Raw genomic sequence first — 17,191 nt, 5'->3', positions numbered from 1 at the left:
TTGTTTCAGGGCAGGTTTATCCCTTGGTGGCGCCTGCCAGCAAGCCGCGCACGAAGAACCGCTGCAGCGCGAAGAACACCGCCAGCGGAATGATCATCGAGATGAAAGCACCTGCGGTAAGCAGCTCCCAGGATTGCCCATAGGTACCCGAGAGGTCCTGGAGCGCCTTGGTAATCGGCAATTCCCCACCCGAGGTGAACACGGTTGCCACCAGCAGGTCATTCCAGACCCAGAGGAACTGGAAGATTCCGAAGGAAGCAATGGCCGGCATCGACAAGGGCAGGACGATTTTCGAGAAGATCTTCCCGTGCCCGGCTCCGTCAACGCGCGCGGCCTCGATGACCTCATCCGGGATCTCCGAAATGAAGTTGTGCAGCATGAAGATCGCCAAGGGCAAGGCGAAGATCGTGTGCGCAATCCAGACCTTGGCGTAGGCGCCATCCAATCCGTTGACGCCCAAGCCTGGCAGGATATACAGCCCGCCAATTTTCACCCCGTCCGAGAAGAGCTGGAGCAGCGGCACCAGCGCCATCTGGATCGGAACGATCTGCAGGGCGAAAATGAGCACGAAGAGCGTATTGCGTCCCTTGAAGTTGATCCAAGCGAACGCGTAGGCAGCCAAGCTGGCAATCAGGATCGGCACAATCGCCGCCGGAATGGTGATGACCAGCGAATTCAGGAAGGCCTTGGACAGCGGAAGGCTGTCGCCGGAGGCGAAGGCCTGCACATAGTTGTCCAGCGTGAACGACGGGTTGGACAGGGCCGTCCACCAGCCCGTGGTCTTGATGTCATCAGCCTGCCTGAAGGAGGAGACGAACAACCCGAAGGTGGGGATGGTCCACACTGCGGCAATGATGAACGCCGCAATGGTGGCGCCGCGGGAGGTCGTGGCCTTGCGCAGTTTCCCGCTGGATTTCTCGGTGGCCGCCATCAGGCGCCGAGTGGATTCGCCGACGGTGCTCATCGCATGACCCCCTGCTTCTTATGCTGCCTGACGTTGTAGATGATGATCGGCAGCACCAGGATGAACAGGATGACGGCCAGGGCCGAGCTGTAGCCGGTGCGGGCCCCAAGCTGGAACTGGCGCACCATTTCGTAGGCCAGAACCGTCGTATCCGATCGTCCGCCGGTCATCGAGGAGACGATGTCGAAGACCTTGAGCGAGGCAATGGAAATCGTGGTCAAGACAACGATGACCGTGGAGCGGATCCCCGGCAGGGTGACATTGGCGAAGCGCTGCCACGGGCTGGCTCCGTCCAGGGCCGCCGCCTCCAGCTGCTCTGCGGGCACGCCCTTGATGGCAGCGGAGAGGATCACCATGGCGAATCCCGCCTGTGTCCAGATCAGGATGACCACCAGGAATAACGTGTTCCACGGTTCGAGCCCGAGCCAGTCGACCGGCTTGGCGCCGAATGCCGTGATGATCGCATTGAGCACGCCGATCTGGTCGCCTTGGCGAATGTCGTAGAAGAATTTGAAGATGATCGATGCGCCCACGAAGGAAATCGCCATGGGCATGAACACGAGCAGCTTGAAGAACTTCTCGCCGCGGCTCTTGTCGATGAACACCGCATAGGCCAAGCCGATGATGGTGGAAACCACCGGCGCCACCAGAACCCAGACCAGGGTGTTGAGCAGGGCTGTCAGGCCATCGGGACTGGTGAATACCCAGCGGAAGTTCCCCAGGCCCACGAAGCCCGACCCGTCATTGGCCATGAAGGCGCTGATGGCGGTGCGGATCGTCGGGTAGATCAACCCGATGGCGAGCAGCAGCATGGCCGGAGCCAGGAACCCTGTCAGCTGCAGCAGCGAGCCGGCACCGTGCCGCGAGCGCCGGTCCGCGAAGAACAGCACCGCGCCGAGCACGGCGGCCAGCGCGGCCACCCACATCACCGAGTTGTACAGCCCCAGGACCAGCAGGATCGCTGCCGGAACCACGACCGCGGCGAGGAAGCGCACCACGGCGAATGCGCGTCCGCCATTGGTTGCTATCTCGACAAAGCCGAGGATCGCCGCGATCAGGATCGCGAAGGCAAGCAGCACCACCGGCACCTGGATCAGCGGCGGGACGCCGGCAAGCCATTGGAAGAATTCGGTCATGGTCTCAGGCTCCTGTCTTCTCGCCAACGGCCGGGATTCCCGGCCGTTGGCGGCTTGCAAGTTGGTGGCTAGGAGTCATAACCGGACTGGATGTTCTCCAGCACTTCCTCGGTCGGCTTGCCGTCGATCCAGTCCACCAGTCCCTTCCAGAAGGAGTCGGAACCCACGCTCTTGGGCATCAGATCAGACCCGTCGAAGCGGAAGGTGGTGTTCGGATCCTGCAGCAGTTCAACGGCGGAGCGCAGCAGGTCGCTGCTGGCGTTCGCTGGATCGAGCCCGGAGTTGGCCGAGATCACGCCGCCGAGCGAGACCCTGCTATTGGCCCAATCCGCGCTGGCCAGGTATTCCTGGACCTTGGCGGTCTCTTCATCGTTGGAGAAAGCTGCGACGAATTCGCCGCCACCGACGATGGATACCGGGTCATCGGCCTTGGCTGGAGGTGCGACGAAGGCCCAGACATCTCCGTCAGGTGCCACGGTGGCCTTCTCGCCATCGGCATTCTTGGAATCGAGGACATAGCCTTCCAGGAAGGAGGCCTGGTGGGTCAGCGGGCAGGTTCCCTTGGCCACTGCCGTACCGACATCGCCGAAGGCGGTGGCGTTGATCGACTTCACATCGCCATATCCGGCGTTGACTTGTTCGGGGTCGAGCAGGATCTTCCCGACGGACTCGAAGGCGCTGGTGATTTCAGGCGAGGTGAATTCCAGGTCTCCGGAAACCCACTTGTCGTAGGCCTCGGGCCCGGACTGGCGCAGCACCGCGTCCTCGATCCAGTCGGTGCCCGGCCACCCCGATGCCTCGCCTGATGCGAATCCGGCACACCAAGCCGGTTCATCGGTCTTCTGCGAGATTTCGGTGCCCAGGGCGATCATCTCATCCCAGGTTTCAGGCACGCTCACGCCCCACTGCTCGAACTGCTTGGGCGAATACCAGATGTAGCCCTTGACGCTGGCCATCAGCGGCACCCCGTACTGCACGCCATCGACCTTGCCGTAGTTCTGCCAGTCCTCGGACCAGTTGCTCTGCAGCTGTGCCTGCACTGCTTCGGGCAGCTGCTGCACCTTGCCCTGTGCCACGGTGGCGTGCAGCAGGCCGGGCTGCGGGAAGACTGCCAAATCCGGGGTGTCGCCGCCCTGGACCTTGATCCCGATCTGGGATTCGAAGTTCTTGTCTCCGGTGTAGCGGATCTTGATGCCGTTTTCCTCGGACCACTTGGCCCACGACTTTTCCAGCAGTTCCGCCTCGATGCCGGTGACCGGGCCATAGATGTCCACGACACCGTCGGCTTCGCCCACCTGGGCTGCGCCGCCTCCGGAGGCGTTGGGGTCATTTGGGTCTGCCCCGCCGGAGCAGCCGGCCAGGAGCATGCCGATAGCTGCCATCGAGATAACCGGCGCGAGCTTCAGCCTGCGTTGTGCTTTCTTCATGATGCCCTCCACGTTGACTAGTACCTTGCCGAGTGAAGCGGCCTGGCACGAATGATCCTCTCTATAGTGACGCAGGTCATCGACGCGCGTCAACACCTATGGAAGAAGATCGTCCAGAGATTGTCGTGGGATGCTCAGCGCGGAGCCGGGCCGGTGCTGTCGCGGACCGTCATCAGCGGCGCGATAAGCTGCTGCACGGCACACTGGGAACGGCCTTCGATTTTCTGCACCAGTGCGTCCACCGCCGCATGGGAGACCGCCTCGCCCGGTGGGGCGACCGTGGTCAGTGCCGGGGCTACCATTTCGGCCGAGCGATCGCCGACACCCAATGCAATTACCGAGAGGTCTTCTGGGATGCGCAACGACGCCATGCCAGCGGCGTTGACGAAACCCGCAGTGGCGAATTCCTTGAGCGCCAGCACCGCCGTGGGGCGCGGGTGCAGGTCCCGGTAGGCATCCAACGCCGTCCGTCCGCCGCGCGCGTTGTTTTCCACCGGGACTTCCTGCATCGACATGCCGCGGAGGCGCACGGCTTCAGAGATGGCGCGGGTCGTGCGGATGGCCGGACCGTTACCGGCCTCCTGGTCTTCCACGGAGACGTTGATGTACATGATGGATTGGTGGCCGAGATTCGCCAGGTAGTCCACCGCGATGCGCCCGGCCTCGGCGAAATCATTATCGACATAGGACAGGTCGGCATTGTCATCGGGACGGCCAATGGAAGCGAAAGGTATGCCCGCGCGCCGCAGGACATCGAAGCGCGGGTCATTGATCGACACTTCCATCAGCAGCACCCCGGCCACCAGCTTCTGCCCGACCAAGCTTTCCAATCCCATGACATCGGTCATCGGATTGGACCATAAGAGCATGTGGTAGCCCAGCGCGCGGGCACGCTCCATGGCGGCGGTGACGTATTCGAACTCGGTGGAGGAATAGCCGTCCACGCTGGTGGGAAAGTGCAGGGCAAGGATCCCCCGGCGGGATCCGGCCAGGCCCTGGGCAAAGGCATCCGGGGTGTAGTTCAGCTCCCGCATGGCCGCCACGACTCTGGCCTTGGTCGCCTCGGAAATGGTGCGTCGGCCGCTGATCACGTAGGACACGGTACTGGGAGATACACCGGCCAAGCGCGCCACATCATCCCTGGTAGCCATGAGTCCTCCGCCTTTGGTTATGCCAACTCGTCATCCCTATTGAAACACGGCGCCGGGCCAACCGAGCTGGTCAGCGGCTGGCAACGAAGGCCTGCACGCAAGCCTCGATGTCCTCGGCCGAATGCGCGGCGGAGAGCTGCACGCGGATGCGCGCGGCGCCCTTGGGCACCACCGGGAAGCTGAAGGCAGTCACGAAGACGCCCTGGTCCAGCATCTTGCCTGCCACCTCTGCGGCCTTGACCGCGTCGCCGAACATCACCGGGATGATGGCGTGCTCGCCGTCGAGCAGCTCGAAGCCCTCTTCGGTCATGCGGCGGCGGAAGTGCGCGGCGTTCTCGAAGAGCTTCTCGCGCAGGTCCCCGGAATCCACCACCAGGTCCAGCGCCTTGAGGGTCGCGGCGACAATCGACGGGGCCAGCGAGTTGGAGAACAGGTACGGGCGGGCCTTCTGGCGCAGCATCGCGACGATTTCGCCGCGGCCGGAGACGTAGCCGCCCGAGGCTCCTCCCAGGGCCTTGCCGAAGGTGCCGGTGTAGATGTCCACGCGGTCCGAGACCCCTGCATGCTCGGGAGTGCCGGCACCGGTGGCGCCCATGAAGCCCACCGCGTGGGAGTCGTCGACCATGACCAGCGCGTTGTACTTGTCGGCCAAATCGCAGATGGCTTCGAGCGGTGCCAGGTAGCCGTCCATGGAGAAGACGCCGTCGGTGACGATGATGGTGCGGCGTGCACCGGCCCCGTCGTTGAGCTGCGCGGCGGCCTGCAGCTGGGTTTCCAAATCGGCCATGTCCTGGTTGGCATAGCGGAAGCGCGCGGCCTTGGACAGGCGGATGCCGTCGATGATAGATGCGTGGTTCAGCGCATCGGAGATGATGGCGTCTTCCTTGCCGAACAGCGACTCGAAAACGCCGCCGTTGGCATCGAAGCAGCTGGAGAACAGGATGGTGTCGTCGGTGCCCAGGAACTTCGAGAGCCGGGATTCCAATTCCAGGTGCAGGTCCTGGGTGCCGCAGATGAAGCGGACCGAGGCCATGCCGAAGCCGCGCTCGTCCATGGCGGACTTGGCGGCGTCGATGATCTGCTGGTTATCGGCCAGCCCCAGGTAGTTGTTGGCGCAGAAATTCAGCACCTTCCGTGCATCGTCACCCAGCGAGCCGGCCAGGATGGACGCGGACTGGGCCGAGTCGATGTGGCGTTCTGCCTTGAACAGGCCGGAGGACTTCAGCTCGTCCAGTTCGGCGGCAAGCTGGTCTTTGAGATCCGTGTACATTGCAAATACTCCTTGTTGATCCGGGAAATTCTTAGCCTGGGAAAACGGTCCAGTCGAGCACGACCTTGCCGCCGTGGCCGCTGCGGGCAGCTTCGAAGCCCTGCTGCCATTCGGTGGCCGGCAGGAAGTCGGTCACCACCGAGGCAATGCGCTCGCGCATCACTTCCGAGGAGGTGAGCATGGCGCTCATGGCGTACCAGGTCTCGAACATCTCGCGGCCGTAGATGCCGCGCAGGGTCAGCATGTGGGTGACCACCTTGCCCCAGTTGATATCGATGGAGGTGCTGGGCAGCCCGAGCATGCAGATCTTGCCGCCGTGGTTCATGTTCTCGATCATTTCCGGCAAGGCGGTCTTGTGCCCGGACATTTCCATGCCGTAGTCGAAGCCTTCGACCATGCCCAGCTGCTGCTGCGCTTCCCTGATGCGGGTGTTCGCGACGTTCACGGCCAGGTCGATGCCCATGCTCTGGGCCAGTTCCAGGCGCTGCTCGGAGACATCGGTGATGGCGATGTTGCGGGCGCCGACGTGGCGGGCCACTGCTGCGGCCATCAGGCCGATGGGGCCTGCACCGGTGATCAGCACATCCTCGCCGACCATCGGGAATTGCAGCGCGGTGTGCACGGCATTGCCGAAAGGGTCGAAGATGGCGCCGAGCAGCGGGGTGATGCGCTCGTCGCGGTGGATGTAGACGTTGCTTTCCGGGATGACCACGTATTCGGCGAAGGCGCCATCGCGCTGGACACCGACCGAGTCGACGTTGATGCACATCTGCTTGCGGCCGGCGCGGCAGTTGCGGCACAGCCCGCACACGACATGCCCTTCGCCGGAGACGCGGTCGCCGACCTTGACACCGTGGACGAAGCTGCCGACCTCCACGACCTCGCCATAGAATTCGTGTCCGGGAACCAGCGGGGTGTTGATCATGGCCTTGGCGGCATCGTCGTAGGCTTCGATGTGCAGGTCGGTGCCGCAGATGCCAGCGGTCATGACGCGGATCTTCACGTCGTGCGCGCCGGTTTCCGGTTCTGGGCGATCAACGAGTTCCAGTCCCGCGTGCGGGCCGGACTTGTACAGTGCTTTCATGCTGGTTCCTTAGGATTGGGCACCTGCTGTGCGCAAGACAGACATGGGGTCGCTTCAAGTGTCGCACCCAACAGCTCGAGGTAACACCTTAGAAGATCACTGATTTACTGATCCAACGATTTAGTATTTACTTCATGGAATTGCATCAGTTGAGGATTCTGCGTGAACTCGCGGATCTGGGCAGCGTTAATGCTGTAGCCAAGGCCCTTTTCGTCTCGCCTTCGGCGGTCTCGCAGCATTTGGCGCAATTGCAACGCAACTTCCCTGCGCCCCTGACCCAGAAGGACGGACGCAGGCTGGTGCTGACTGCAGAGGGAAAATTGCTGGCGTCCGCAGCGGCCTCGGTCGCTTCGACCCTGGCAGAGGTCTCAGCGAGAATCCGCACCCAGGAACAGGAACGGGACACCCCCATCCGGATCGCAGGATTCCACTCCATCGGGCAGACCATCTTCGCCCCGCTGCTGACCTACCCGGAAGGCCAGTTGCCACCACTGCGCTTTTCCGACGAAGACGTCTCTCAGCAAGATTTTCCTGCCCTGACCTCGACGTACGATTTGGTACTGGCGCACCGGATGCCGCATACGGCCCCGTGGCCAGAAGACCGGATCAGCGTCATACCACTGGCTTTCGAACCGTTGGACGTCGCAATCCACCGGGACCATCCGCTGGCCGAATTCAAGGAGCTCTCCCCCGAGCAGGTCATCGACGAGCCCTGGGTCGTTTCGCGTTCGGGCTATTCGCCGGCAGACGTCCTGGAAACCATTGCCGCACTGGCCGGCCAAGCTCCGCGAATCGAGCACCGGGTCAATGACTACGCCACCGCCGGAGCCCTAGTTGAAGCCAGCGGCTGCCTCGGGATCCTGCCTCGCTATACAGCACGGAAGTCACTGGACAACACAGTGACTTTACGACCAATCAAAGGCCTATCAGCCGGTCGACAAATCGACGTTCTGGTTCGTGCGGAGCACCTCCACAGAGAACCAGTCATGGACGTCATCGAGGCGATCCGGCAGGCCATCCAGGGGCTTGTCGGTGCCTAGCCGGTCACGAGCGCGCAAACCCTTGAAACACCGCATAGCAGATCTGGGATAGCCGGGTTCGCGAGGAATGCCCCAAAGATTGCCAACCCGGAATTCCCGGTCTTTGGCTGGGGTTGCCGCTTCCTGGGACGATGCTCACGAACCTCCGCTTGGGTGCCTTGAATCTGGCCATTGCACCCAGCTGCGCGCTAGAGCGATTCGGCGTGAGCACCACGGGCACGGCGGTAATCTCATCGACGTCATTCTGGCAGCATGACTAAGTGAGCGCGTCCATTTCACTCGCCGCTTCAATTTTGCCGCCCTCAATGAGAACACTGGACGATGTGGATTTTCGCAGGGGCATCACCGCCCCTTCAGGATTCTCACCACCACGCCCATAGGGTCGACTGGTTCGCTATTGCCCAGGTCGGCAACCGCCAGCACTTCATCACGGGCATGAGCAGAGCGGGTGATCCTGGTCTTTGGCTACCGTCCGTTCACCCTGCCCCGTACGATGACGCAATAGCTGCTGCACATAGAGCAATACCGGTCTGTTGCAATCTTCCCTACGGAGCGCTAGTCACCGCGGCCGGGCGTGCCGACAGCGGCATCGGCATAAGGACTTGGACAGTCGAAACCCGAGACTGGCAGTTCATGAACAAGTCCATCACGTTGTCCTGTGCCTTCCACAACGCATGCCCGGGACACCGTTCCGATGTATACGCAATGGCATGGGTTTGCGCCGGACTCGCTGCACTTGCTCACGTCGATTGCCGCAGCATGCGGACTCGGGATTCGCATGGCCTATCCCGTCTCGAATCAGATAGGAACGGTCGCTAATTCTCCGAGATCGCTCCCTGCATTCTCTTTCGCGTTAGCCGATTACTTTCTGCAATCCGGAACGGGCCAACGAACGCGACATGAAGATGCTGTGCGGGTCCTCGCCATAGTGGCCGAACGGCATGCAAGGCTCGAACCCGTTCACGGCATAGAGTTTTCTTGCCGGAGCGAAAAACTCTGCGGCTCCCGTTTCCAACGAGATCCGTTTGATGCCTCGTTGGGTGGCATCGGCGATAGCGTGCTCTAATATCCGCGATGCGAATCCTTGCCCGCGTAGCCCGGGGTGAGTGCGCATGCTCTTGAGTTCTTCATGCCCCGGCACCAATGGAGCCAATGCGCAGGTGACCGCGAGCTGGCCCGCGGCCGTCCCCACCCACAACCTGACGTCCTGACGTTTCAGCGCATCGAAGTCCAGCGCGTGCTGGGACTCAGGAGGCGACTGGGGTGCCATGTCGGCCCGATGAGCGGCAAGGAAAGCAGGCAATCGGGGATCATCGAAATCTGCACGGCGTATGGTCAGTGTCATGGTTCCCACGATATCCATGAGTCGTTTCACGATGATTTCCAGCAGCTAACGTAGCGATATATTCATGCGTTTCTTCTCGTCGCGCCAAGCCACCGTGGTTAGGCTGGGGGCGTGGTTGATCAGAAACGCGGCATGGGTCCGCTGTACTTGGCAGGATTCACGACGGCTTTCGGCGCCCATGGCATCGCGGCGGCACTGGGCACCGAAACCGATAATCTCGGCCTGACTTTTGCCGCCCTTGGCCTCATCCTGGCGACCTACGACATCGCCGAGGTCATCTTGAAACCGGTCTTCGGCGCACTGAGCGACCGGATCGGGGTGAAGCCGGTAATCGTGGGCGGGCTGCTGGTATTTGCGGCGGCCTCGCTGCTCGGCGCCTTCGCTGCTTCCCCGCTGCTGCTCGCCATGGCGCGTTTGGCTCAGGGAGCCGCAGCGGCAGGCTTCTCCCCCGCTTCCTCTTCCGCCGTAGCCCGGATGGTCGGGCCGTCCTTGGCCGGACGCTACTTCGGCAAATATGGTTCCTGGAAGGGGCTCGGGTATGCCGGCGGTCCGCTACTGGGAGCGGCCCTCATCACCTGGGCTGGCCTGCCAGCGCTCTTCCTGGTTCTGGCAGTGCTCTCGCTGGGCGCAACGCTGTGGACCGCCCTGCACATGCCTTCCATACCGGTCCTGCCCAAGCAGCGTGCCACGCTAGCTGACGTGGTGAAGCAATCCACCGCACCAGCCTTCCTTGGCCCGGTGCTCCTGTTGGCTGCTGCCACCGCGATCCTGGGAGCCGCGGTGGGCTTCATCCCGCTGCTCGCAGCCCGCCTCGGCGCCGACCCGATCCTCGGCATGGGAGCCGTCAGCATCCTGGCCGTCATCTCGGCCGTGGTGCAGCCGCGGATCGGGCGGATCCACGATGCCGCCCCGCAACGGGCCAATACCCTGATGCTGGCTGGTGCGGTCCTGCTGATTGCAGCGGTGGTGCTGTTCGCGGCTGTTCCGTCACTGCTGGTGATCTTGTTGGGCGCGGCGGCAATCGGCCTGGGAGTCGGCCTGATTACCCCGCTCGGATTCGCACGCTTGGCCGCTACCACGCCTCCAGAGCGCATGGGCCGCACCATGGGCAGCGCCGAGCTCGGACGCGAAGTGGGAGATGCCGGCGGACCGATCCTCGTGGGTCTGGTGGCCGGTGCGGCTACCCTGCCGCTGGGCCTGGGAGCACTGGCTGTTGCCTGCGCTGTGGCGGCGGCAGGCGGTGCCAGCATGATGCGTTCCACGGCTTCATCCGCGGAACGTCCGCAGAGCGCCGGCTAATCGGTTCCCGGATCCTGCAATGCCATCCCACCGCAGAAACTGGCGGAAGCGCAGGGGTGCCGCGATGGTATTTCGGCGCGCACAGTATTCGCATGAATGCCCTTGAGCCACTCACCCTGCGTGGTGCCCATGTCACTCTTGAACCGTTGTCCATGGAACACCACGACGGTCTGGTGCAGGCTGCCAGCGACGGCGAGTTGTGGAACCTCTGGTACACCTCGGTGCCACGTCCTGAGAACATGCGCGAAGAAATCCGCAGGCGCCTTGCGTTGCAGGCGGAAGGGTCGATGCTGGCCTTCACCACCCGGCTCAATGATCCCGTCAGCGGACTGCCAGGCCGGATCATCGGGATGACCACCTACTGCGGCATTGACCTCGTGCTGCCCCGGGTGGAGATCGGCTACACCTGGAACTCCGCCAGCAGCCACGGTTCAGGCACCAATGCCGAAAGCAAGCGCCTGCTGCTGGACCATGCCTTCGAAACGCTGGATTGCGAGGTCGTGGTGTTCTGCACGCACTGGATGAATTTCCGTTCACGCATGGCCATCAGCCGCTTGGGTGCCAAGCAGGACGGCGTGCTGGGCGCCCATTCGCGGATGTCGGACGGGTCCCTGCGGGACACCGTGGTGTTCTCAATTCTGAAAGCCGAATGGCCGCAGGTGCGCAACGAACTGGATCGCCGCATGGCCTCCAGGCCCTGAATGCAGCATGTGCAGCCGCCCGCCCCATGCGCAGGACGGACGGCCTGGTGGAAACTGCCGCTAGCCGTTGAACGTCTCCGGGTGCGGGCCGGTGCGCCCTTCGCTATCCAGTGCGTCAATGGATGCCAATTCCGCGACGGACAGCTCGAAGCCGAACAGATCCAGGTTCGCGGCAATGCGTGACGGGGTCACCGACTTCGGGATGACCACCCGGCCCTGCTGCAGGTGCCAGCGCAGGATCACCTGGGCGGCGGTCACCTGATGGGCCTGCGCGATCTCCAGGATGGTCTCGTCGGCGAGCAGCGCTCCCTGAGCGAGCGGGCTCCAGGCTTCGGTGGCAATTCCGTGCTGCCCGTTGGCGGCAATCACCTCGCGGTTCTGCAACGCCGGATGCAATTCCACCTGGTTCACGGCAGGAACGATAGTTCCCTCGGCGATCAGCTTGTCCAGGTGATCCGGCTGGAAGTTCGACACGCCAATGGCACGGACCTTGTTCTCTGCGTACAGCTTTTCAAAGGCCTTCCACGTCTCAACGTAGAGGTCCTTTTCGGGAGCTGGCCAATGGATCAAGAACAGGTCCAGGTAGTCCAGGCCCAAGCGCCGCAGGCTTGCGTCAAAGGCTTCAAGTGTCTGTTCGTACCCCATGTCGGCGATCCAGACCTTGGAGGTGATGAACAGTTCTTCGCGAGCAATGCCCGACTCGGCCAAAGCCTTGCCGACGCCCTCTTCGTTGCCGTAAATCGCGGCGGTATCGATGCTGCGGTAGCCAGCCTTGAGAGCCGACCTCACTGCGTCGGTGGTTTCCTGGTTGGGGACCTGGAAGACTCCAAATCCTACTTGGGGCATTTCAACGCCGTTGTTCAGGGTGATGGTTGGAATGGCGGTAACCATGCCTAGCTCCTAAAAATTGGTTGTGGGAGAGGGGAAAACTGCGGATTAGCCGACTGCGACCAGCTGGGGCGATGCGGCTGAAGCCTTCTTGGCCAAGATCATGGCCAGAACGATAACGAGCAACGCAACGAGGGTGATCAGTGCACCAATCCAGATCGGAGAGGTGTATCCGAGTCCTGCCGCGATGCCGAGTCCTCCGGCCCATGCACCTAGGGCGTTGCCAACATTGAAGGCACCGATGTTGGCGCCTGAGGCCAAGGTGGGCGCGTCTCCGGCGTAGTGCATGATGCGGCTTTGCAGTCCTGGAACGGTGCCGAAACCGAAACCGCCCATGAACAGCAAAGCGAGTACGGTGGCGACCTGATTGCCTGCAAAGAATCCGAAGAGGACAAGCACCACCAGCAGCGCGGAGATGAAGAAGAGCAGTGTGCGGTCGATGCTCTTATCGGCCATGCGCCCGCCGATCCAGTTGCCTGCGAAGAGGCCAACTCCGAAGAGCATCAGCAGCCAAGGCACGGTGGTTGCGTTGAATCCGGTAATTTCGGTCAAGGTGTAGGCGATGTAGGTGAAGGCACCGAACATGCCGCCGTAGCCCAGGATGGTGACGCCCAGGGACAGCCAGACCTGCAGCGAGGTGAATGCGCCAATTTCCTGGCGCAGCGAGATTCCCTCGGCGACGTGCCTGATGGCCGGAACCAGTGCAAGAATCCCAACGAGCGCCAGAACGCCGATGCCGGAGATTGCCCAGAAGGTCGAGCGCCACCCTGAGTGCTGGCCGAGCAGGGTTCCAAAGGGTACGCCCAAAACGTTGGCTGCGGTCAGGCCAGTGAACATGATGGCAATGGCGCCGGCCTGCTTGTTGGCCGGCACCATGTCGGCAGCTACAACCGAGCCGATGCCGAAGAAGGCACCATGGCACAAGGCGGCAATCACCCTGCCGAGCATGGCCACTTCATAAGTTGAAGCGATTGCGGTGAGCGAGTTGCCAACGATAAACAAGACCAGCAGGCCGACAAGCACCGGCTTGCGCGGCAAGCGGATGGTTGCCGCTGTAAGCCCCAATGCACCAACCACAACGCTGAGTGCGTATCCGGAAATGAGCCAACCAGCTGCTGCCTCGCTGACGGCGAAGTCGGCGGCCACATCTGGCAACAAGCCCATGATGACAAATTCAGTAAGCCCGATGCCGAAGGCACCGATGGCTAACGCAATAAGGCCGAGCGGCATAGCGATACTCCTGATAGACTGGATAGATTAGTTGCACACGCTTGTTATTGCGCGATATCCAATATCGTTGCACACGCAAGTAACCGGCGCAAGCAAGTATTTCTTGGAGGAACCATGGGAATCGCAGATGATGCTGTCGAAATCCGTGCTCGCGGATGGCGCACTTTGGCGTCATTGCACGGATTAATCGATGCCGCACTGGAAAAGGATCTGACTGCCCAGGTAGGCCTTTCTGTGGTCGAGTACACATTATTGGACGCCTTAAATCGGCAGGATGGGTGGCATATGCGCATGGCTCAGCTCGCCCGCGCCACCGCCTTGAGCCCGAGTGCAACCACGCGCTTGGTCACCCGGCTCGAAGACCGCAACCTGCTTTCGCGAGTTCTGTGCGCCGATGACCGTCGTGGAATCTATACCGAGCTGACCCCCGCAGGCCACGAGCTGTATCAAAAAGCCAAGCCCATTCACGATGCCACGTTGGAACGCGTACTGAAACAGGCCGAAGAACAGCCTGAGCTGGCTCCGCTGGCCCGCATTCTTCACGAATTCTCCGCAGTCTAGCGAATCGCACATTTGAAGGAAGAGCCAGCCATGTCCTTGTCGCGTCCAAAATTCTCCGCCGCCCTGTTCGATTGCGATGGCGTGTTGGTCGATTCCGAATCCATCACCAACGCAGTGCTCCGCGAAATGCTCATTGAGTTGGGATGGAACATCAGCCAGGAAGAATGCATCAGCATCTTCATCGGCAAGGCCCTGAAAGACCAGTGGGAACCCATTTTTGTGAATACGGGTGTACGAATTGATGAGCAGTGGATCGCTGGCTTCAGGCAGCGTCGAGATATTGCCCTACGTGAAGGCTTGCAGGCCATACCTGGTGCTCTGGATGCGGTGAAGCACATCTCTGCCAGCTACAACGGCAGAGTTGCATGCGCTACGGGCGCTGACCGCGGAAAAGTCGAGATGCAGTTGTCCCTGACGAAGATGGCACCATTCTTCGGCGAGCATGTTTACAGCGGCATGGAGTGCGCGCAGAGCAAACCTGCTCCGGATGTCTATCTGGCAGCGGCTGCTGGCTTGGGAATCGATCCGAGCCAGGCAGCGGTCATCGAGGACACTGTCACCGGCGTAACTGCAGGCGTCGCGGCCGGAGCTACGGTCTTCGGCTACTGCCCAGGCGGACCTATCAGCAGCACCACGGAAAAGCTCTTGGCCGCGGGGGCCATCGCCGTGTTCACGGACATGGCTCAGTTGCCAGGACTTCTCACCCAGAATTAACTGAGTTCATGCCTCCCAGACCCGGACATCACTTCAACTCAGCCCCACGGTTCTCGAGCGAAGTTGTTGCTGCGGCACGAGCGCCAGCTCAACCACGCGAACGGAATCGAGCACTCGGCTCAAAATCACGTTCTTGATAACTGGTCAAGGCTTGGCTCTGTAGCCGTTGTCAGTTATCTATTTCTATTCTCATACTTGCCCCGTGCATGGTCCCGCGTGAACCAGTGAATGTATGAAGAGTTGCTGTCAATTCCGAAAATGCGTACTGTTGGCCACCGGTAAACCCTCTCGGCATTCGAATGCCGTTCAAACCAGCAAGTTCGTGTTCCGTAACCCGCCAATTCACGACGGCCGTGCCGTTGTCGTCGAAATTGGGGTATTCAATATAGATACCCCATGGTGTTACCCGTGCGTCATATCCGTGTTCACCCACCAAGTAATCAACGTACTTTTGGCGCTTGCTGGTCTCCATGAATCAAGTCTAAGGAAACACTCCTGCGGCGTTACCGAAGACCTCCGATTATGAATCCTACGATTGACGTTGAAATCGTTCTATCGTCAAAAGGACCGATCAGGATTCCTTAGGTCATTTGGAACTCAGCTGACGGACTGAGACAGGTCGGATGGATCTGGAGTGCGCCTACACGGAACTACCCAAGAGTGAGTTCAGGGTCTCCCGCCCAACTATGCCCAGAAGATCGTCGGCGCCTAGATTTGCGGTCATCATGGCGTAGCGCAGACCCCAGCCTCGCGCTCGCCTCCACGTTGGGCTTCCCACTGCGATGCCGTATGCCTCGAAGGCTTGGCCGATGCCCGCGGAACTGAAATGCATCCAGCACATGCCTAGATCTGATGCCGGGTCGCCGACGCATAAGTCACCGTAGTCAATCAGAGAAACGGTCAGGGATGGCTCTTCGCCGTCTACAACAGTGTTGGATGGATGCGGATCTCCGTGCAACCACACTGGGCTGCCCCCGTACACCTCCGCATCCAGCGCTTCCTGCCAAAGTTCCAATGCCGCGCTCTGCAGTGGCAGATCCAATGTCGAGATTTGCTCTCGAGTCCGCTCATCAACTTGGGACAACGCGCAGCCTCGGAAATCGCTTCGTGGCTCCTTCGAGTTTGCGGGTTGATGGAGAGCCTTCAGCAAACCAGCGAACTCCTGCGCGTATTCATCGCGTTCCTTTCGATTGAGCCGAGCTGCACTTATACCCGGAACGTACGGGCAGATCGAAAAGGTAAAGGGGTAGCTGGAAGTAGGTTGCCCTTCAAAGATCGCCAGGTCGATGTCTACCCCGGAGTCTTGCGCGAGTTGTGGAAGCCAGCGCCGTTCCTTGACTCCGATGTCCTCCCCCAGCTGTCGGCGGGGCAAGCGAATCAGCAAGGTATCTCCGAGACGATAGACTTCGTTATCCCAACCGGTAGCCAAGTAATTGATTTCTTCATGGGCCCAATGCGGAGCTTGTACCGCAATCAACTCGCGCACCATTGCCAGATCAATGGACACTTCAGCATCGGGCATGGCAGTCTTCTTAGCCGGTGGCAGGTTCATCGCTCAATCGTAATCGCCCTCATTCGTGGACCTCAACCTTGCACTGCTAGCCACGCTGCCCGAAATGGCGCACAGTCAAGCGCGAATCGAATGCAATCAGAACACTGGTGGAAAGACAGCATTCCAATCCACGCAGGTTTTCGGAGAGCAGGGGTCCATGCAACTGGTCAGATGCCCAGGGTGAGTGGGGCTGGGAGGCGGGCAATGCTGAAACTGTCTGGCAGCAGCGCCACAACCTCGATCCGGTCATGCGAATAAGGCAATTCGCGCTCGCCGCTGGCGAGATCGTTCTGGACGCGGTGGCCAACATCCAGCGTCCAGTCCAGTCCTTTATCGTTGGCTGCACCTCGCTGCTCGGCCGGGCGGGCATCGGACTTAGTGCCGTGGAGACGATGTTCGTCAGCAATCCGCTGTCGGGCGCAACCATGCCGTGGCAATTCCTGGCGGCACCATGGGGTGCGATGGGGCAGCACATGGTTCCAGGTGCTTCAAGTTCTCTCATTCGATCACTCAGCTACTTCCCCGAGACCTCCACCGCCCAGCAGCGGTGGATGCTGGGCGTGTGGACACTGGGCGGCATGGTGCTGGCCTTGATTGGGCACTTCTGCTCCAAGGAATCCATGCACGTCCCGGAAAGCACGTTGGAGGCTCCTCATGCCGGGAAGCACGCCTCCTAGCAAGGTTGCGCAGAAGTGCGTTGATTTCCTGATGAAGTGATTGGCTGCTCAGCAAATTTCCAGGGTATGGAAAAAGATCTTCTTCCATGCCCTGGAGCTGCTCGACAGCCCCTGCCGAATTTGAAGCTCGACAGAGACTCCGGACAGCCTGA

17 protein-coding genes are annotated in these 17,191 nt (G+C 61.2%); 6 read left to right on the top strand and 11 right to left on the bottom strand.

The features are described 5' to 3' along the window. Nucleotides 1–16: 16 nt before the first annotated feature. The 6 genes from ACR9WD_RS04390 to tdh all read right to left on the bottom strand — a co-directional run bounded on the left by ACR9WD_RS04390 (nucleotide 17) and on the right by tdh (nucleotide 7,032). Nucleotides 17–964, bottom strand: a complete 948-nt coding sequence (locus ACR9WD_RS04390) for a carbohydrate ABC transporter permease (protein WP_038989785.1) — start codon at nucleotides 962–964, stop codon at nucleotides 17–19. Continuing rightward, nucleotides 961–2,100, bottom strand: a complete 1,140-nt coding sequence (locus ACR9WD_RS04385; protein WP_038989787.1) for a carbohydrate ABC transporter permease — start codon at nucleotides 2,098–2,100, stop codon at nucleotides 961–963. The genes ACR9WD_RS04390 and ACR9WD_RS04385 overlap by 4 nt, the downstream gene beginning before the upstream one ends. Before the next feature lie 68 nt (nucleotides 2,101–2,168). Beyond that, on the bottom strand, nucleotides 2,169–3,527 hold the full coding sequence (locus ACR9WD_RS04380; RefSeq protein ID WP_434922817.1) for an ABC transporter substrate-binding protein: 1,359 nt from the start codon (nucleotides 3,525–3,527) through the stop codon (nucleotides 2,169–2,171). 134 nt (nucleotides 3,528–3,661) lie between these two features. Then, nucleotides 3,662–4,678 carry a LacI family DNA-binding transcriptional regulator gene (locus tag ACR9WD_RS04375; protein WP_434922816.1) on the bottom strand — a complete coding sequence of 339 codons (1,017 nt, stop codon included), beginning with the start codon at nucleotides 4,676–4,678 and terminating at the stop codon, nucleotides 3,662–3,664. Nucleotides 4,679–4,748: 70 nt separating this feature from the next. Beyond that, the gene (locus ACR9WD_RS04370) at nucleotides 4,749–5,948 is read right to left on the bottom strand and encodes a glycine C-acetyltransferase (RefSeq protein WP_434922815.1); all 1,200 of its coding nucleotides are present in this window, start codon (nucleotides 5,946–5,948) and stop codon (nucleotides 4,749–4,751) included. A 31-nt stretch (nucleotides 5,949–5,979) separates the two neighbouring features. Further along, nucleotides 5,980–7,032, bottom strand: coding sequence for an L-threonine 3-dehydrogenase (gene tdh / locus ACR9WD_RS04365; protein WP_038989792.1), 1,053 nt, complete (start codon nucleotides 7,030–7,032; stop codon nucleotides 5,980–5,982). Nucleotides 7,033–7,166: 134 nt separating this feature from the next. On the opposite strand from tdh, the gene ACR9WD_RS04360 reads away from it, so the two are divergent. After that, complete coding sequence (locus ACR9WD_RS04360; protein WP_073706693.1) at nucleotides 7,167–8,072, top strand: LysR family transcriptional regulator; 906 nt, start codon at nucleotides 7,167–7,169, stop codon at nucleotides 8,070–8,072. Nucleotides 8,073–8,925: 853 nt separating this feature from the next. On the opposite strand, the gene ACR9WD_RS04355 is transcribed toward ACR9WD_RS04360, so the two are convergent. Beyond that, the gene (locus tag ACR9WD_RS04355) at nucleotides 8,926–9,447 is read right to left on the bottom strand and encodes a GNAT family N-acetyltransferase (protein ID WP_434922814.1); all 522 of its coding nucleotides are present in this window, start codon (nucleotides 9,445–9,447) and stop codon (nucleotides 8,926–8,928) included. Nucleotides 9,448–9,528: 81 nt separating this feature from the next. Here ACR9WD_RS04355 and ACR9WD_RS04350 point away from each other — a divergent pair, with 81 nt between their 5' ends. Beyond that, complete coding sequence (locus ACR9WD_RS04350; RefSeq protein ID WP_434922813.1) at nucleotides 9,529–10,716, top strand: MFS transporter; 1,188 nt, start codon at nucleotides 9,529–9,531, stop codon at nucleotides 10,714–10,716. Nucleotides 10,717–10,808: 92 nt separating this feature from the next. Further along, nucleotides 10,809–11,417, top strand: coding sequence for a GNAT family N-acetyltransferase (locus tag ACR9WD_RS04345; RefSeq protein ID WP_434922812.1), 609 nt, complete (start codon nucleotides 10,809–10,811; stop codon nucleotides 11,415–11,417). A gap of 60 nt (nucleotides 11,418–11,477) precedes the next feature. Here the strand turns inward: ACR9WD_RS04345 and ACR9WD_RS04340 are convergent, their stop codons facing one another. Further along, nucleotides 11,478–12,308, bottom strand: a complete 831-nt coding sequence (locus ACR9WD_RS04340) for an aldo/keto reductase (protein ID WP_073706690.1) — start codon at nucleotides 12,306–12,308, stop codon at nucleotides 11,478–11,480. Between the two features lie 45 nt (nucleotides 12,309–12,353). Further along, nucleotides 12,354–13,535 carry an MFS transporter gene (locus tag ACR9WD_RS04335; RefSeq protein WP_434922811.1) on the bottom strand — a complete coding sequence of 394 codons (1,182 nt, stop codon included), beginning with the start codon at nucleotides 13,533–13,535 and terminating at the stop codon, nucleotides 12,354–12,356. 114 nt (nucleotides 13,536–13,649) lie between these two features. Here ACR9WD_RS04335 and ACR9WD_RS04330 point away from each other — a divergent pair, with 114 nt between their 5' ends. Together ACR9WD_RS04330 and ACR9WD_RS04325 are read left to right on the top strand one after the other, a co-directional pair. Then, nucleotides 13,650–14,096: a MarR family winged helix-turn-helix transcriptional regulator gene (locus ACR9WD_RS04330; protein ID WP_038989796.1), complete on the top strand. Its 447-nt coding sequence runs from the start codon at nucleotides 13,650–13,652 to the stop codon at nucleotides 14,094–14,096. Nucleotides 14,097–14,126: 30 nt separating this feature from the next. Beyond that, nucleotides 14,127–14,810, top strand: coding sequence for an HAD family hydrolase (locus tag ACR9WD_RS04325; protein WP_434922810.1), 684 nt, complete (start codon nucleotides 14,127–14,129; stop codon nucleotides 14,808–14,810). A 169-nt stretch (nucleotides 14,811–14,979) separates the two neighbouring features. Here the strand turns inward: ACR9WD_RS04325 and ACR9WD_RS04320 are convergent, their stop codons facing one another. Beyond that, nucleotides 14,980–15,282, bottom strand: coding sequence for a hypothetical protein (locus ACR9WD_RS04320; RefSeq protein WP_190264740.1), 303 nt, complete (start codon nucleotides 15,280–15,282; stop codon nucleotides 14,980–14,982). A gap of 168 nt (nucleotides 15,283–15,450) precedes the next feature. Further along, on the bottom strand, nucleotides 15,451–16,332 hold the full coding sequence (locus ACR9WD_RS04315) for an aminoglycoside phosphotransferase family protein (RefSeq protein ID WP_434922809.1): 882 nt from the start codon (nucleotides 16,330–16,332) through the stop codon (nucleotides 15,451–15,453). A gap of 278 nt (nucleotides 16,333–16,610) precedes the next feature. On the opposite strand from ACR9WD_RS04315, the gene ACR9WD_RS04310 reads away from it, so the two are divergent. Further along, entirely contained in the window at nucleotides 16,611–17,039 is a 429-nt protein-coding gene (locus ACR9WD_RS04310) for a hypothetical protein (protein WP_190264738.1), read from the top strand. Nucleotides 17,040–17,191 lie beyond the last annotated feature (152 nt).

The organism is Glutamicibacter sp. PAEs-4 (assembly GCF_051161755.1).
GTDB classification, from domain to species: domain Bacteria; phylum Actinomycetota; class Actinomycetes; order Actinomycetales; family Micrococcaceae; genus Glutamicibacter; species Glutamicibacter nicotianae.
Note: the sequence above shows the minus strand (reverse complement) of the source record. Positions and strands in the feature narration are given on the sequence as shown.

Coding starts and splice junctions, on each gene's coding strand:
- ACR9WD_RS04340 (WP_073706690.1), bottom strand. CDS start 12,308: ATGGTTACCGCCATTCCAACCATCACCCTGAACAACGGCGTTGAAATG.
- ACR9WD_RS04325 (WP_434922810.1), top strand. CDS start 14,127: ATGTCCTTGTCGCGTCCAAAATTCTCCGCCGCCCTGTTCGATTGCGAT.
- tdh (WP_038989792.1), bottom strand. CDS start 7,032: ATGAAAGCACTGTACAAGTCCGGCCCGCACGCGGGACTGGAACTCGTT.
- ACR9WD_RS04360 (WP_073706693.1), top strand. CDS start 7,167: ATGGAATTGCATCAGTTGAGGATTCTGCGTGAACTCGCGGATCTGGGC.
- ACR9WD_RS04370 (WP_434922815.1), bottom strand. CDS start 5,948: ATGTACACGGATCTCAAAGACCAGCTTGCCGCCGAACTGGACGAGCTG.
- ACR9WD_RS04390 (WP_038989785.1), bottom strand. CDS start 964: ATGAGCACCGTCGGCGAATCCACTCGGCGCCTGATGGCGGCCACCGAG.
- ACR9WD_RS04315 (WP_434922809.1), bottom strand. CDS start 16,332: ATGCCCGATGCTGAAGTGTCCATTGATCTGGCAATGGTGCGCGAGTTG.
- ACR9WD_RS04375 (WP_434922816.1), bottom strand. CDS start 4,678: ATGGCTACCAGGGATGATGTGGCGCGCTTGGCCGGTGTATCTCCCAGT.
- ACR9WD_RS04385 (WP_038989787.1), bottom strand. CDS start 2,100: ATGACCGAATTCTTCCAATGGCTTGCCGGCGTCCCGCCGCTGATCCAG.
- ACR9WD_RS04330 (WP_038989796.1), top strand. CDS start 13,650: ATGGGAATCGCAGATGATGCTGTCGAAATCCGTGCTCGCGGATGGCGC.
- ACR9WD_RS04310 (WP_190264738.1), top strand. CDS start 16,611: ATGCGAATAAGGCAATTCGCGCTCGCCGCTGGCGAGATCGTTCTGGAC.
- ACR9WD_RS04345 (WP_434922812.1), top strand. CDS start 10,809: ATGAATGCCCTTGAGCCACTCACCCTGCGTGGTGCCCATGTCACTCTT.
- ACR9WD_RS04335 (WP_434922811.1), bottom strand. CDS start 13,535: ATGCCGCTCGGCCTTATTGCGTTAGCCATCGGTGCCTTCGGCATCGGG.
- ACR9WD_RS04320 (WP_190264740.1), bottom strand. CDS start 15,282: ATGGAGACCAGCAAGCGCCAAAAGTACGTTGATTACTTGGTGGGTGAA.
- ACR9WD_RS04380 (WP_434922817.1), bottom strand. CDS start 3,527: ATGAAGAAAGCACAACGCAGGCTGAAGCTCGCGCCGGTTATCTCGATG.